Here is a 14,657-nt window from a genome sequence, read left to right on the forward strand (position 1 = left end):
CCGCAGCAGCCGCCCGGTGTCCCCGGTGGCGGCACCCCGCCCCCGGGCCCGCTGGGCACCCCGCCCGGCGCTCCGGGCGGGGTGCACGCGGCGGCCACGATGCTCGCCGGTCCCCACGGCCCGGTCGCGCCGGGTCAGCCGGGTGTCGGCACCCCGCCGCCGCCCGGGCCCGGCACGCACGGCCACCCGGGCGCGGCCCCGCCGCCCGGGGTGGGCGTGCCCGGCCCCGGCGTGCCCGGCGCGCCCGCCATGGCCGGCCCGTACGGTTACCCGCAGCCCGCCGCGCTGCCCACGGTCGGCCCCGGCTACATGGCGGTGCTCCGCTACCGGGCGCAGGACGGCTCCGAGCAGCAGATCATCCGCCGTTCCGCGCCGGGCACCCCGCATCCGGAGTGGCAGATCCTGCACGAGCTGCGCGCCATGAACGTGCCGCCGCAGCAGGTCCTGGAGCTGCACACCGAGTTGGAGTCCTGTGATCTGCCCGGCGGCTACTGCGCCCGCATGATCCGCGAGTCCTGGCCGCAGGTGCGGATCAGCCACACCGCCCCCTACGGCCGCGACCACGCCACCCGTCAGCAGGGCGTACGCCATCTGATCGAGCACCAGGGCGAGTTGCACCAGGTCGCGGACGGGCCGGCCAGGCCCGCGCCGGTGCGGGTGCCGCTGCCGCACCCCAGCCAGGTGCAGCGGGCGCCCGCGCTGCCGCCCGAGGGCGTCGCCCAGGAACTGCACAACGCCTTCGCGCCGTTCGGGCCGCAGGCCGTCTTCCGCTTCGACCAGCGCGCCGTCTCCCGGCAGGGGGTGCCCGACATCGTCGCGCAGACCCTGGTGTGGGCCGGCCTGCCGGTGGACTTCGGGCCCTTCTTCTGGGCGCAGGCGCAGCCCGGTCGGCCGGTGCCGACGCTGGCCGAGCTGGCCGCCGAGCGCGGGGTGCAGCCCGCGTCGGACGCCGGCTCGTACCTGGTGATGGGCAACGACTTCGGCCGTCAGCTGTGCGTGCAGTACGGCACGGCGCACATCGTCGCCGTGCCCGTCGAGGGCGGCCCCGGCGGTGCCCCGGTGCCGCCGCAGTTCGTCAACACCGGGCTGCCGGAGTTCGTCCGCTGTCTGGGCCTGCTCGGCTGGATGTGGCGGCTGCGTACGGGGCTCACGCCGGAGCAGGCGGGCCGCTGGACGGTGGACTTCCAGACCCACCTCACCGCACTCGACCCGGCGGCGCTGGCCTCTCCGGAGAACTGGTGGGCGGTGCTGCTGGAGCAGATGTGGGACGGCCTCCTGTAGCGGCGCGCGCCCGGCTGTCCGGGTGGGCCCCGAGCTGACCCGTTGCCGGGGGGCGGCGCCCCGTTCGGGCCGCGCCCGCCCGCCGGCGCCGTCGGCCCGGGGGCGCGTCGTCGTGCCCGACGCACCGCCCGTGTCCGTCGGGCCGTCGCCCCTGAGGCGCCCTCACATCGGACACGGCTTCATGGCCTGACGCGACGTCAGGGTCCGGGCCCCGACGGCGTACGCGGTACGTGAGCCGTCGCGGGCGTGCCCGCACGGGCGGGCCGTCAGGGGCGTGCTGTCAGGGGCATGCCGTTGTGAGGGGACCCGCGCCTGTCCGTGTCGCGCCGCGCGGCGGCCTCGCCCGGGTGGGCGCGCGGCGGCCACGGCGGCCGGCGCGGCGGTTCGGCGCGGGGCGCCACTTCCCCGGGGCTGCGGACCGCGCGTTCCACGGCCCGCCGCGCCGTCGGGTGCGCGGCGTCAGGGGGCGGTGACCTTGTGGACGACCGTGTCGTCGGGGTCCAGCGGGCGGCCGTCGGCGGCCAGCACCTCCAGGGGGCGTAGGGGCTGTTCCCCCCGGCGGTCGACCAGGCGCGAGCGGGGCTCGTCGGGGGCGAAGGAGTGTCGCTCGCCCCACTGGCGCAGCGCCACGATGACGGGGAAGAGCGCCCTGCCCTTCGGGGTCAGGACGTACTCCCGGTAGGCGCTGCCGTCCGAGGCGGGGACGGAGGCCAGCACGCCGCCGGCGACCAGCGTGCGCAGTCGCGCGGTCAGGATGTTCTTCGCCACGCCCAGGCCGCGTTGGAACTCGCCGAAGCGTCGGCTCCCGTCGAAGGCGTCCCGCACGATCAGCAGGGACCACCAGTCGCCGATCGCGTCCACCGACCGGGCCACGGGGCACTCGCTGTCGTCGAAGCGGGTCCTGGTCACCATGGCGTCGCTCCCGACTCTCGTTGTGGTTGCAACATGCTACCAAGACGGGCTACCGTCCTGCCCCATTAGTGGTTGCAAGATGAAACCAGACGGGTGGAGGGGTGTTCATGTCCGGTGACGGTGCGGCGGTGGCGCGGGAGGGCGCGGAGCGGTCGGCGACGGAGCGGCCAGGGGAGTCCGGGGAGGGGGCCGGGTTCGTGCTCTCGCGTGGGGTGGTCGTCCTGTTCGCCGTCGCCTGCGGGGCCGCGGTGGCCAACGTCTACCTCTCCCAGCCGCTCCTGGTGACCATCGGCCACGACCTCGGCCTGAGTCCGGCCCTGGTCGGCGCCGTGGTCACGCTCACCCACGTCGGATACGGACTCGGCCTCTTCCTCCTCGTACCGCTGGGCGACGTGGTCGACCGCCGCCGGCTCATCGTGGTCCAACTGCTGCTCCTGGTGCTGGCGCTGATCGTGGTGGCCACCTCGCGGGTGGCCGCGGTCCTGCTCGCGGGCATGGCCGCGACGGGGTCGCTGGCGGTCGTCACGCAGACGCTGGTGGCCTTCGCCGCCTCACTGGCCCCGCCCGCCGGGCGCGGCCGGGTCGTCGGCCTGGTCACCAGTGGCGTCGTCGTCGGCATCCTGCTCGCCCGCACCGCCTCCGGCCTCGTCGCCGACCTCGCCGGCTGGCGCGCCGTCTACCTCGCCTCGGCCGCCCTCACCGCGCTGCTCGCCCTGGTCCTGCACCGCGTACTGCCGCGCCGGGCCGGCGCCCCGCAGGCGACGCTGCGCTACGGCCACCTCCTGCGCTCCACGCTCACCCTCTTCGCCCGGGAGCCGCTGCTGCGCCTGCGCGCCCTGTTCGGCCTGCTGGTCTTCGCGTCCTTCAGCACCCTGTGGAGCAGCGTCGCGCTACCGCTCAGCGAGGCCCCGTACCACTGGTCGCACGGCGCGATCGGAGCGCTCGGCCTGATCGGCGCGGCCGGCGCGCTGGCCGCGACCGCGGCGGGCCGGCTGAGCGACCGGGGCCACTCCGGATGGACCACCGGGACGGGCCTGGCCCTGCTCGCCCTCTCGTGGCTGCCCCTGGCCCTCACCCGGAGCTCGCTGGGGGCCCTGATCGTCGGCGTGGTCCTCCTCGACCTGGCCGTGCAGGCCGTCCACGTCACCAACCAGACCCTGATCTACGCCCTGCACCCGAGCGCGGGCAGCCGGCTGATCGGCGGCTACATGATCTTCTACGCGGTCGGCAGCGCCACCGGCGCCATCGCCGCCACCTCCCTGTACGCCGCGGCCGGTTGGGGCGCGGTGTGCGCGCTGGGCGCCGGGTTCAGCGTCCTGGCCCTCGCGCTCTGGGTGGCCACGCGGCGCACGCTCCCGGGCCCCGCCGCCCCCGCGTCCCCGGCGCCCCCGGTCTCATAGCCCGCCGGGCATCGCCTCATGCGCATTTGGTAGTGGAACGCACACGGAGCGCCGCCTAACGTCGCTGTCATGACGGAAACGCCCTTCACTAGTTACCCAGAGCTCATCATCGACGTCCTCCGCGCGGACCCCGAGCGCGTCACGATCCGAACCGAGGACGGCGAGTCGATCCGTGCGGGCGCCTTAGCCGAGTCCGTGCACGCGATGGCCGCCGAACTGGTCGACCGTGGCATCGGGCGCGGCGACACCGTGGCCCTGCTCTCCGGCAACCGGCCCGAGGCGCTCAGCGCCCGGTACGCGGTGAACCTGATCGGCGCCCGAGTGGTCTTCCTCTACGAGGCGCTGGCCCCCGAGACCCTCGCCCACATCGCCCGCAGCGTGGAACCGGTCGCCCTGCTCGTCGACCCGGCGCACGAGGCGGCGGCGCGCGAGCTGGTGACCCACTTCCGGCCGCCGCTGGTCCTCACCTTCGGGCCCAGCGGCGTCGGCGCGGACCTGCTCGCGCTCGCCGCCAGCCACCGGGGGCGCCGGGTGGCGGGCGCGGCGCGGCCCGAGGACGACTGGTGCATCCGGCACACCGGCGGAACCACCGGCGTCCCCAAGGGCATTCGCATGGCGCACGGCTTCCACCGCGAGGCGCTGCGGGCCGGCACCGCCGTGGCCGAGCCGGGTTCCACCTTCCTGGCCGCCACCTCGCTGGCCCACCTCGCCGGCATGGTCGCCGACCTGACGCTGCTCACGGGCGGGCGCGTGGTCATCCAGCGTTCCTTCGACCCGGCCGCGGTCTACGCCGCCATCGAGCGCGAGGCCGTCACCGACCTGTGGCTGCTGCCGCCGCTGCTGTACCGGCTGCTCGACCACCCGGCGCGCGCCACGGCCGACCTGTCCAGCGTGCGCCGTATCGCCTACGGCGGCAGCGCCGCCTCCGCCTCCCGACTGCGCGAGGCGGAGCGGGCGTTCGGGCCGGTGCTCACCGGGTGGTACGGGCAGGCCGAGGCCGGCATGATCGCCGCGGTCGGCCCGGCGGAGCACGCCGTGGTGGGCGCCTCCGGACAGGTCACCGTCGGCCGCCCGGCCCCCGGTGTGCGCGTGGAGATCCGCGACGAGCACGGGAGCGCGCTCCCGGCCGGTGAGAGCGGCGAGGTCTGCGTGCGGACGCCGCAGATCATGAGCGGGTACTGGAAGCAGCCCGAGGCCACGGCCAAGGTGCTGCGCGACGGCTGGGTGCACACCGGCGACGTGGGCTACCTGGACGAGGACGGCTACCTGTTCCTCGTGGACCGGCTGAGCGACAAGATCATCGTGGTGGGCGGCCACGTCTACCCGACCGACGTGGAGGAGCTGCTCATCAGCCACCCCACCGTGGCCGCCTGCGTGGTCTTCGGGGTGCGCCGGTCCGACGCGAGCGAGGAGGTGCGCGCGGCGGTCGTCCCGGCTCCCGGTCAGACCGTGCGCCCGGCGGAGCTCGTCGAGTTCGTCCGATCCCGTCGGGGTGCCATGTACGCGCCGCGCGCCGTACGCGTCATCGACGCCGTGCCGCTGACGCCGGCGGGCAAGCCGGACCGCAAGCTGCTGCGCGCTGCGGCGCTCGCCGACGCCGCCCCTGAGGACGGAGACGGGGCGCGGGCCGAGCCGGGGGCGGCGGGCCTCGGCGCGGGCACCGGGCGGCGGTAGGCCGCCCCGCCGGGTGACCAACGCGCCCGTTCCGAGGTGGCCACCTCGGAACGGGCGCGTTCGCTCGTACCGGCGCGTCGGGGGCGACCGGCCCGGGGGCGCGCGGTCGATCGGGCCCGGCCCGCGCGGGCGCGCGGTCGGTTCAGTCGGTCGAGGGGGGCGTGGTCACGGCTCGTAGCGCGGCCAGCGTCTCCCGCACGACCTCCACCAGCGGGCGCTCCTCGGGCGCCGCGAGCCAGCGGGCGAAGGCGACCTTGAGGGCGGCGACCCCCGTCTCGGCGCTCACCTGCGCGGTCAGTTCCGGGATGCCGCGCTCCCGCAGGGCCGTGTCGAGCGCGGCGGCCAGCGAGGCGAACTTGATCAGCTCGCGCTCCTGGAGCTGGGCGTTGGCCGCGATCACGCTCTGCCGCCAGCGGGCGAAGTCCCGCTGCCCCTCGAACATCGCGGCGGACGCCTCCAGCGCCGCTCCCAGCGCCTCCCACGGCGGCGCGGCGGCCGGCGCGGCGGCGACCGCGCTCACCATGAGCTCCTCAAGCGAGTCCGACCGGCCGCACAGCACCTCGCGCTTGTCGGCGTAGTGCCGGAAGAAGGTCCGCTCGGTCAGGCCGGCCCGGCGGGCGATCTCGGCCACCGTGGTCTGTTCGAAGCCGCGCTGCTCGTAGAGCTCCATGGCCGCTGTCGCCAGGCGTTCGCGCGCGTTCGGCTCCCATCGTCCCATGGGCGGATTCTACGTGACGACAGCGACTGACATCAGGGGTGCTAGGGTCGATGTCAGTCACTGTCGTCAACGACTGGGGTACTCCCATGCGCATCTTCGTGACCGGCGCGTCCGGCTGGATCGGCTCCGCCACGGTTCCCGAGCTCATCGACGCGGGCCACCAGGTCGTCGGGCTCGCCCGCTCCGACGCCTCCGCCGCCGCGCTCGCGGCGGCCGGGGTCGAGGTCGTCCGTGGCACGCTCGACGACCTGGACGTCCTGCGGGCCACGGCCGCCGCCTCCGACGGGGTGATCCACCTCGCCTTCAAGCACGAGAGCGTCTACAGCGGCGACTTCCAGGGCGCCGCCGACGCGGACCGGCGCGCCGTGGACGCCCTCGGCGACGCGCTCGCCGGCACCGACCGCCCCCTGGTCGTCGCCTCCGGCCTGGCCGGCATCGCACCCGAGCGCGTCCTGACCGAGGACGAGGTGCCCGCGCTCGGCGGCTCGCCGTTCGCCCACCGGCTGGCCACCGCCCAGGCCGCGCTCGCCCTGGCCGCGCGCGGGGTGCGCTCCTCGGTGGTGCGGCTGTCCCCGTCCTGCCACGGCGCGGGCGACCAGGGCCTGGTCCCGGCCCTGATCGCCCGCGCCCGGGCCACGGGCGTCTCCGGCTACCTCGGCGCGGGCACCCAGCGCTGGCCGGCCGTCCACCGCCGGGACGCCGCGCGCCTGTTCGTCCTGGCCGTCGAGCGGGCGCCGGCCGGATCGGTGCTGCACGGCGCCGCGGAGGAGGGCGTCGCGATCCGCGACATCGCCGAGGTGATCGGCCGCCACCTCGACCTGCCGGTCGCCCCGATCGCCCCCGAGGACGCCGCGACCCACTTCGACTGGCTCGGCACCTTCCTGGGCCTCGACTCGCCCGCGTCGCACACCCGCACCCGCGAACTGCTGGGCTGGCGACCGAACCGCCCCGGCCTGATCGAGGACCTGGACCAGGGCCACTACTTCCGCGCCCCCGCCGCCTGACCCGCCGGGCCGCCGCCCGCCCGCCCCGCCCGCGCGGCCGGGGGCCCGTGCGACGCGGTGGATCGCGCGGTGGGCGGTCCGGGCTGGTCGGGTGGTCCGGGGCGGTGCGGTGGGCGGTCCGTACGGCCGGGTGGTCCGTACGGCGCGGGGCGCACGAGCGCTCGGTGTCGTACGCCCCGCCATGGGGCCACCGCCCGTCCGCCCGGCGCTCCGGTGGCCGCGCCGGGCGGGCGTCACCCGCCCGGTGCGCCACTCGCGCCGCGAACGGCCCCTTCCCGTCCACGGTCAATATCGTGACGCTCCGCTGCATCGCCGTGAAAATCCCCGAGATTACGACTTCCGGCACCAATTGCCGCATCCTTGCCTGAGTGGCCGGGTGGAGTGTCGCGGTATGGGCATTTCGCTCGCATCTACAAAGATGTTCGGCGGAGACACCGGATAGAGGGGCTTCAACGATGAGCGGGACGGATTCACCCCACGGCTTCACCACCACCGGGCGGGGCGAGCGCGGCTACCGTCCCGCGCAGGTGGAGCGGTACCTGAGCGAGCTGTCCACGGCCCGGGACGCGGCGTGGGAGCGCGCCGCCCGGCTGACGGTGCTGGCCAACGAGATGGCCGCCGAGGCGGAGCGGCTGCGCGAGGTGGTCGCCCAGCTCCCCCCGCAGACGTACGCGGAACTCGGCGAGGGCGCCCAGCTCATCCTGGCCACCGCCGAGCGGGAGGCCGAGCGGTTGCGGACGGACGCCGAGCAGGCCGGCCAGCAGGCCACGGACGCGGCGGCCGAGTACGCCGACGCGACACGCGACGCGGCGGCCACCGCCGCCGCTGAACTGCGCGCCGACGCGGACGACTGGGCCGAGCGGCGACTTGAGCAGGCCGAGGCCGCCGCCGTGGAGCTGCGGGCCGAGGCCGAGGCGGACGCCGAGCGGTGGCGTCGCGAGGCCGTCGACGAGCTCCAGCTGGCCCGTGAGCGGACGCGGACGCTGGGCGAGGAGCAGAGCCAGCAGCACGCCGACCGTTGGGAGGCGCTCGGCGTCGAGATCGCCGAGCGCGAGGCCGCCCTGGAGTCCCGTATCGCCGAACTGGCGGCCCTCGGCGAACGCACCGTCGCCGAGTCCCAGCGCGCCTACGCGACGGTCGAGGAGGCCGCCCGGCACGGGCAGGAGGACGCCGAGGCACAGGGCGAGGAGCTCGTCGCCCGGGCGCGGGCGCGCGCGGAGCGGGTCGAGCGCGAGACGGAGCAGGTCCTTCGGCTGCACGCGGCCGAGCGCGAGGAACTCACCGAGCACATGGAGCACGTCCGCGAGAGCCTGGGCGCGTTGACCGGCCGCCGCGTGCCGGCCGACCGCCGCCCCGACCAGGCCGCCACCCCGTCGAACGGCGCGGAGGCCGCGCCCCTGGCCGACCCGGCCCAGGCGCCGGGCGGCACCGACGCGGACCACGACCCGCAGGCGCACGGCCCGAAGGCGGCCGACGCCGCCCCCGGGCCCGCCGACGAGCCGGCGCCCGCGCACGCCGCCCCCGGTGCCGACCGGGCCGGCGCGGCACCCGGAGCGACGGGGCCCGCCGCGACCGAACCCGCCGCGACCGAACCCGCCGAGAGCGCGGGCCGCGCGGTGCCGCGCCCGGCCGGGGGCCCGCCGCCGCGCAAGCTCGGTGACGAGGACGACACGATCGAGGTGGAGCTGCCGGTCCCACCGGTGGAACACCGCACGCCGTAGGGGCTCGGGTCCGCCCGCGGTGGCGGGCTCGCGCCGACGTGGTTCACGGCCCGCGCGGGGAGTCCGGCCGCACGGGCGCGCCCGGGCGGGTGGCTGGCCCGGGCCGGGCGGGTGTCTCGGGGGGCGAGGGCGCCTCGGGGCTCGCCTGGTCCGCTGCCGGGAGCCCCGGGGGTACGGGGCGCTCGCCGGGGGCGGGCGGGGCGTCGCCGGCCGGGCCGGTCGCGGGATCGGGGGCCTCGTCCGGGTGGGTGGGGAAGACGCGCGGGGCGAGCAGGAGCAGCGCGAGGACGGAGAGGGCGGCGGCGCCGGCGGCCCCGAGGTAGACGTAGTCGACCGAGGCGTCTACCGCGCGCCGCAGGTAGTCGGCGGCCTCGGTGGACAGTTCGCCGGGGTGTTCCAGGGCCCGCGCGACCGCGTCCAGGTCGTCCGGGAGGTCGTCGCCGAGCGAGGGCGGCGCGTCCGCGAGCCGCGCGGCCAGCGTGGCGTTGGCCACGGCTCCGAACAGGGCCGCGCCCACGCTCTGCCCGACCTGGCGACAGAAGAGCACGGACCCGGTCGCCGTGCCGCGCTCGGCCCAGCCCACCGACGACTGCACCCCGATGATGAGCGGGAGTTGGAAGATGCCGAGCGCCGCCCCGAGCAGCAGCATGATCAACGCGGGCTGCCAGGCCGCGCCCGGATAGGGCAGCAGTGGGAAGGCGAGCAGGATCAGCGCGGCCAGGCCCATGCCCAGCAGCGCGCTCTGCCGAAAGCCGATGCGCAGGTAGACGCGGCTGCTCAGGGCGGCCGATATGGGCCAGCTCAGCGTCATCACGGACAACACGAACCCGGCGGCCGTGGGGGAGAGGCCGAGCACCGACTGCGCGTAGGTGGGCAGGAACACGGTCGGCGCGATCATCAGCAGGCCGAGACCGGCGAGGGAGAGGTTGACGGCGGCGATCGTACGCCGGCGCCACACCCACCCCGGAATGATCGGCTCCGCCGCCCGCCGCTCGATGACCACGGTGCCCGCCGCGCAGGCCGCGCTCGCCGCCAGCAGACAGAGTGAGGGCGTCGACAGCCACGGCCAGGCCACGCCGCCCTGCACCAGCGCGGTCAGCAGCAGGCTGCCGGAACAGAAGATGCCCAGTGCCCCGGCCCAGTCCACCCGGGGCCGTCCGCGCCCGGTGCCGGCCGGCCCGCTGCCGCCGGGCCGGGCGCGGGCCGGTTCGTGCAGGTGGCGTGCGACGAGGAACAGGGCCACGACGCCGACCGGCAGGTTGACCAGGAAGATCCAGCGCCAGTCGGCGTAGGTGGCGATGAGGCCGCCGATGGTGGGCCCGGCCACCGACGAGGTGGCCCACACGGTGGAGAGCCTGGCCTGGATCTTCGGGCGCTCCCGGAGCGGGTACAGGTCGGCGGCGATGGTCTGCACGGTGCCCTGCAGCGCGCCGCCGCCCAGGCCCTGCACGACGCGGAAGGCGATGAGGCTGGCCATGTTCCAGGCCGTGGCGCACAGCAGCGAGCCGGCCAGGAACAGGGCGATGCCCACCAGCAGCACCGGCTTGCGACCGAAGGTGTCCGACAGCTTCCCGTACACCGGTAGCGAGACCGTCACCGCCAGCAGGTAGCCGGAGAACAGCCAGGAGAAGACGGCGAAGCCGCCGAGGTCGCCGACGATCTGTGGCACGACGGTGGAGATGATCGTGGAGTCCAGGGCGGCGAGCGCCATCGCCAGCATCAGCGCGGCCACCACCGGTCCGCGCCGGGCGGCGCCGGGTGGCGGGTCGGCGGCGCGGGGGGCTTGGCCCTGGTCCGTGTGCCGTGCGGTGCCGCCCACCGTGCCCCTCCAGTGCTCGTTGTACTACCCACCTTTCCACGGGCCGGGGCGGCGCGGTACCGGATTCGGGGCGTCATGAACGTCACTCGACGCTGGTCGTCGGGCCCGGTGCGGCGGGCGGACCCCGCCCCGTGGCGGGCGATGGCCGGCGGCGGTCGTGGTCCTGACCGGGCGTCAGTCGCGGGGCGTGGCCGGTCCGGTGCCGGGCCGGGGACTCCGGGTCTCCCGTACGGCTGACCCCGAGGCCCCCGAGGCGGGCCCCGCGCCCGCCCCGTACGCCCGACGCGCCTGGCGCGGCCGACGCGCGGCACCGCCGCCGACGCCTGCGGCGACCCCGCACCCTGAGACCGGCCCACGTCCTGGGGGTCGACCCCCTAGGGGTGCCGACCGGCTTCCCCCTACCCGGCTTTCGTACCGTCGGATGACGAGGTCACAGGCCCGTCTTCCTAGGCTTGCTGCAGGCGGCACGACCCCGAGGGTGGGGTTAGCCCCAGGTCGGATACGGCGCTGAGCACCATCGCGACCGGGCCCGTGCTCGACCAGTCTTGTTACCGCGGCGAGGACCGCGCCGGACACCCAACCAAGGAGAAGTACCGTGACGACGGCTGTATCGATTCCCAGGACCGGGGGCAGCGGAGGGCATACGGCCGTTGCCGCGCGGGCACGTCAGGTGGTCAAGGCGTACGGCTCGGGCGAGACCCGGGTGGTGGCCCTGGACCACGTGGACGTGGACATCGCCCGGGGCCAGTTCACCGCCATCATGGGCCCGTCGGGCTCCGGCAAGTCGACGCTCATGCACTGCCTGGCCGGCCTGGACACCGTGAGCTCGGGTCAGATCTACGTCAACGAGACCGAGATCACCGGCCTGAAGGACAAGAAGCTCACCCAACTGCGCCGGGACCGGATCGGGTTCATCTTCCAGGCGTTCAACCTGCTGCCCACGCTCAACGCCATCGAGAACATCACGCTGCCCATGGACATCGCCGGCCGCAAGCCCGACCGGGCCTGGCTGGACCGCGTGGTGGAGACCGTGGGCCTGGCCGGGCGGCTCAAGCACCGGCCGAACCAGCTCTCCGGTGGCCAGCAGCAGCGCGTGGCCGTGGCCCGCGCCCTCGCCGCCCGGCCCGAGATCATCTTCGGTGACGAGCCGACCGGAAACCTCGACTCGCGGGCCGGGGCCGAGGTGCTGGGCTTCCTGCGCAGGTCCGTGGACGAGCTCGGCCAGACCATCGTGATGGTCACGCATGACCCGGTGGCCGCCTCGTACGCCAACCGGGTGCTGTACCTGGCCGACGGCCGGATCGTCGACGAGATGTACCAGCCGACCGCCGAGTTGGTCCTGGAGCGCATGAAGCACTTCGACGCGCGCGGTCGTGTGTCATGACCGTGCTCAAGACCTCGATGCGCAACTTCTTCGCGCACAAGGGACGCATGGCCCTCTCGGCCATCGCGGTCCTGCTGTCGGTGGCGTTCGTGTGCGGCACGCTCGTCTTCACCGACACCATGAACTCCACCTTCGACAAGATCTTCTCGGCCACCGCGCCCGACGTGAACGTCAGCCCCAAGGACGCCCCCAAGGGCGACGAGGTGCAGCGCTCGCGCGAGGTGCCCACCGTCCCGGCCGCCAAGGTCGCCGAGTTGGCCAAGGTCAAGGGCGTCAAGGCGGCCAGCGGTGACGTGATCTCCACGTCCATCACGGCCGTCGACACGGACAACGAGAAGATCGCGATGGCCGAGGGCGCGCCGACCATCGGCACCAACTGGGACAGCGCCGAGCTCAGGTCCAGCGAGATCACCTCGGGCCACGCGCCGCGCGGCCCGACCCAGATCATGGTCGACGCCGACACGGCCGACAAGAACGACCTGGAGCTCGGCGACAAGGTGCGGATCATCGCCGTGCCCGGCGACTTCACCGCCACCATCAGCGGCATCGTCACCCTCCAGGTCACCAACCCCGGCTCCTCGATCTTCTATCTGGACGACAAGACCGCCCAGCGCCGCCTGCTCGGCACCTCCGGCCAGTACACCTCGATCGCGCTGACCGCCGCCCCCGGCGTGAGCAACGACGACCTCAAGCAGACCGTCATCGCCTCCCTCGGCGCGGACAGCGGCCTCAGGGTGCAGACGAAGGCCGAGACGAAGGCGGAGAACAAGGACGACCTGGGCTCGTTCCTGGACGTCATGAAGTACGCGATGCTCGGCTTCGCCGGAATCGCCGTCCTGGTCGGCATCTTCCTGATCGTCAACACCTTCTCGATGCTGGTCGCCCAGCGCACCCGCGAGATCGGCCTGATGCGGGCCATCGGCTCAAGCCGCCGCCAGATCAACCGCTCGGTGCTGTTCGAGGCGCTGCTGCTCGGTGTGGTCGGCTCGATCCTCGGCGTGGCCGGCGGTGTGGGCCTGGCGATCGGCCTCATGAAGCTCATGGGCACCATGGGCATGAACCTGGACACCTCGGAACTGACGATCAAGGCCGCGACGCCCGTCATCGGCCTGGTCATCGGTGTCCTGACCACCGTCGTCGCCGCGTACATACCGGCCCGCCGGGCCGGCAAGATCTCCCCGATGGCGGCGCTGCGCGACGCCGGCACTCCGGCCGACAGCCGCGCGGGCCGGGTGCGGGCCGTGCTCGGCCTGCTGCTCACCGGCGCCGGTGGGGCGGGCCTGGCCCTGGCCGCGAACGCCGACAAGGCCACCGACGGCTCGATGTTCCTGGGCCTGGGCGTGCTGTTGACGCTGATCGGCTTCATCGTGATCGGCCCGCTGCTGGCCGGCGTGGTGGTCCGGGTGCTGAGCGCGGTGCTGCTGCGGGTCTTCGGCTCCGTCGGCCGGATGGCCGAGCGCAACGCGCTGCGCAACCCGCGCCGCACCGGCGCCACCGGCGCGGCCCTGATGATCGGCCTGGCGCTGGTCGCCTGCCTGTCGGTGGTCGGCTCCTCGATGGTCGCCTCCGCCAGCGACGAACTGGACAAGTCGGTCGGCGCGGACTTCATCATCCAGCCCGACAACGGCACCATCAAGCCGCAGGTGGAGCAGGCGGTCAAGCGCGGCAAGCACCTGGACCACGTCAGCGACTACAAGCTCCTCGAAAACGCCACGATCACCACGCCGGCCGGCAAGAAGATCAAGGACGACGTGGACGCGGCCAGCCCCAGCTACGCCGAGGACCTGCGTTCCCCGGTGATCGAGGGCAAGCTGTCCGACGCGTTCGCCAAGAACTCCATCGGCGTCCCGGAGGGCTTCGCCAAGGACCACAAGGTCGGCCTCGGCGACGTGCTCAGCGTGGACTTCAAGGAGGGCGGCACGGCCAAGCTGACGGTCCGCGTCATCACCTCCGAGGACACGGCGTTCAACAAGGGCGCGATCTACGTCGGCGTCGACACGGCCCGGGATCACATCAAGCCCGAGAAGATGCCGCAGAACCTGATGATGTTCGCGATAGCCAAGGACGGTCAGGACCGGGAGGCGTACAAGTCGCTCAAGGCCGAGCTGAAGCCGTACCCGGACGTGACCGTTCGCGACCAGGCCGACTACAAGAAGCTCCTTGAGGACCAGATCGGCCAGATGCTCAACCTGGTCTACGGCCTCCTCGGCCTCGCGATCATCGTCGCCATCCTGGGTGTGGTGAACACCCTGGCCCTGTCGGTCGTCGAGCGCACCCGCGAGATCGGCCTGATGCGCGCCATCGGCCTCTCCCGTCGCCAGATGCGCCGCATGATCCGCCTGGAGTCGGTCGTCATCGCCCTCTTCGGCGCCCTCCTCGGCCTCGGCCTGGGCATGGCCTGGGGTGTGACGGCCCAGAAGCTGCTGGCACTTGAGGGTCTGAAGACCCTGGAGATCCCGTGGCCCACGATCGGCGGGGTCTTCGTCGGGGCGGCGCTGGTCGGCCTCCTCGCGGCCCTGGTGCCCGCCTTCCGCGCCGGCCGGATGAACGTCCTGAACGCCATCGCGACGGACTGAGCACGCGGTAGGCCGCCGCCCCGCCACCCGGGGCCGGCCGCACCGCGAGAGCGGGCCGTCCGGCCTGGCGGAAGCCCCCCGGCTCCGCCCGGCCGGACGGTCGCTGGACGACGGGTGCCATGGGGATGGTCCGTCGCCGTGGCGGCCGGCCCGGGAGGAATCCCGGGC

The 14,657-nt window shown here is 74.5% G+C and carries 10 protein-coding genes; 7 read left to right on the top strand and 3 right to left on the bottom strand.

Annotated elements, in window-relative coordinates; genetic code table 11:
- Positions 1-1,281: SUKH-4 family immunity protein (locus ACFVFR_RS31545; RefSeq protein WP_383708013.1), on the top strand; the 1,281-nt coding region annotated here is incomplete at its 5' end.
- A gap of 459 nt (positions 1,282-1,740) precedes the next feature.
- Here ACFVFR_RS31545 and ACFVFR_RS31550 read toward each other — a convergent pair.
- The gene (locus tag ACFVFR_RS31550) at positions 1,741-2,193 is read right to left on the bottom strand and encodes a winged helix-turn-helix transcriptional regulator (RefSeq protein WP_383708015.1); all 453 of its coding nucleotides are present in this window, start codon (positions 2,191-2,193) and stop codon (positions 1,741-1,743) included.
- Positions 2,194-2,390: 197 nt separating this feature from the next.
- Between ACFVFR_RS31550 and ACFVFR_RS31555 the strand changes: the two genes are divergently transcribed.
- Together ACFVFR_RS31555 and ACFVFR_RS31560 are read left to right on the top strand one after the other, a co-directional pair.
- Positions 2,391-3,593 carry an MFS transporter gene (locus ACFVFR_RS31555; protein WP_383708029.1) on the top strand — a complete coding sequence of 401 codons (1,203 nt, stop codon included), beginning with the start codon at positions 2,391-2,393 and terminating at the stop codon, positions 3,591-3,593.
- A gap of 69 nt (positions 3,594-3,662) precedes the next feature.
- The gene (locus ACFVFR_RS31560; protein WP_383708017.1) at positions 3,663-5,267 is read left to right on the top strand and encodes an AMP-binding protein; all 1,605 of its coding nucleotides are present in this window, start codon (positions 3,663-3,665) and stop codon (positions 5,265-5,267) included.
- A 142-nt stretch (positions 5,268-5,409) separates the two neighbouring features.
- Here ACFVFR_RS31560 and ACFVFR_RS31565 read toward each other — a convergent pair whose 3' ends face one another.
- Positions 5,410-5,985 carry a TetR family transcriptional regulator gene (locus ACFVFR_RS31565; protein ID WP_383708019.1) on the bottom strand — a complete coding sequence of 192 codons (576 nt, stop codon included), beginning with the start codon at positions 5,983-5,985 and terminating at the stop codon, positions 5,410-5,412.
- Positions 5,986-6,071: 86 nt separating this feature from the next.
- Between ACFVFR_RS31565 and ACFVFR_RS31570 the strand changes: the two genes are divergently transcribed.
- Both ACFVFR_RS31570 and ACFVFR_RS31575 read left to right on the top strand, forming a co-directional pair.
- Entirely contained in the window at positions 6,072-6,989 is a 918-nt protein-coding gene (locus tag ACFVFR_RS31570; protein WP_383708031.1) for an SDR family oxidoreductase, read from the top strand.
- Positions 6,990-7,444: 455 nt separating this feature from the next.
- Complete coding sequence (locus ACFVFR_RS31575) at positions 7,445-8,710, top strand: cellulose-binding protein (RefSeq protein WP_383708021.1); 1,266 nt, start codon at positions 7,445-7,447, stop codon at positions 8,708-8,710.
- A 43-nt stretch (positions 8,711-8,753) separates the two neighbouring features.
- On the opposite strand, the gene ACFVFR_RS31580 is transcribed toward ACFVFR_RS31575, so the two are convergent.
- On the bottom strand, positions 8,754-10,529 hold the full coding sequence (locus ACFVFR_RS31580; protein ID WP_383708023.1) for an MFS transporter: 1,776 nt from the start codon (positions 10,527-10,529) through the stop codon (positions 8,754-8,756).
- Between the two features lie 595 nt (positions 10,530-11,124).
- Here ACFVFR_RS31580 and ACFVFR_RS31585 point away from each other — a divergent pair.
- Both ACFVFR_RS31585 and ACFVFR_RS31590 read left to right on the top strand, forming a co-directional pair.
- Positions 11,125-11,913, top strand: coding sequence for an ABC transporter ATP-binding protein (locus ACFVFR_RS31585; protein WP_383708025.1), 789 nt, complete (start codon positions 11,125-11,127; stop codon positions 11,911-11,913).
- Positions 11,910-14,489 (top strand): ABC transporter permease, encoded by a 2,580-nt coding sequence (locus ACFVFR_RS31590; RefSeq protein WP_383708027.1) that lies wholly within the window; start codon positions 11,910-11,912, stop codon positions 14,487-14,489. Before ACFVFR_RS31585 ends, ACFVFR_RS31590 begins: the two co-directional genes overlap by 4 nt.
- Positions 14,490-14,657: the final 168 nt, after the last annotated feature.

The sequence above is a fragment of the Streptomyces sp. NPDC057702 genome (assembly GCF_042799315.1).
Lineage (GTDB): Bacteria > Actinomycetota > Actinomycetes > Streptomycetales > Streptomycetaceae > Streptomyces.

What these genes read in the sequence shown, in the direction of transcription:
- ACFVFR_RS31550 (WP_383708015.1), bottom strand. Translation starts at nt 2,193, where the DNA reads ATGGTGACCAGGACCCGCTTCGACGACAGCGAGTGCCCCGTGGCCCGG.
- ACFVFR_RS31560 (WP_383708017.1), top strand. Translation starts at nt 3,663, where the DNA reads ATGACGGAAACGCCCTTCACTAGTTACCCAGAGCTCATCATCGACGTC.
- ACFVFR_RS31565 (WP_383708019.1), bottom strand. Translation starts at nt 5,985, where the DNA reads ATGGGACGATGGGAGCCGAACGCGCGCGAACGCCTGGCGACAGCGGCC.
- ACFVFR_RS31570 (WP_383708031.1), top strand. Translation starts at nt 6,072, where the DNA reads ATGCGCATCTTCGTGACCGGCGCGTCCGGCTGGATCGGCTCCGCCACG.
- ACFVFR_RS31575 (WP_383708021.1), top strand. Translation starts at nt 7,445, where the DNA reads ATGAGCGGGACGGATTCACCCCACGGCTTCACCACCACCGGGCGGGGC.
- ACFVFR_RS31590 (WP_383708027.1), top strand. Translation starts at nt 11,910, where the DNA reads ATGACCGTGCTCAAGACCTCGATGCGCAACTTCTTCGCGCACAAGGGA.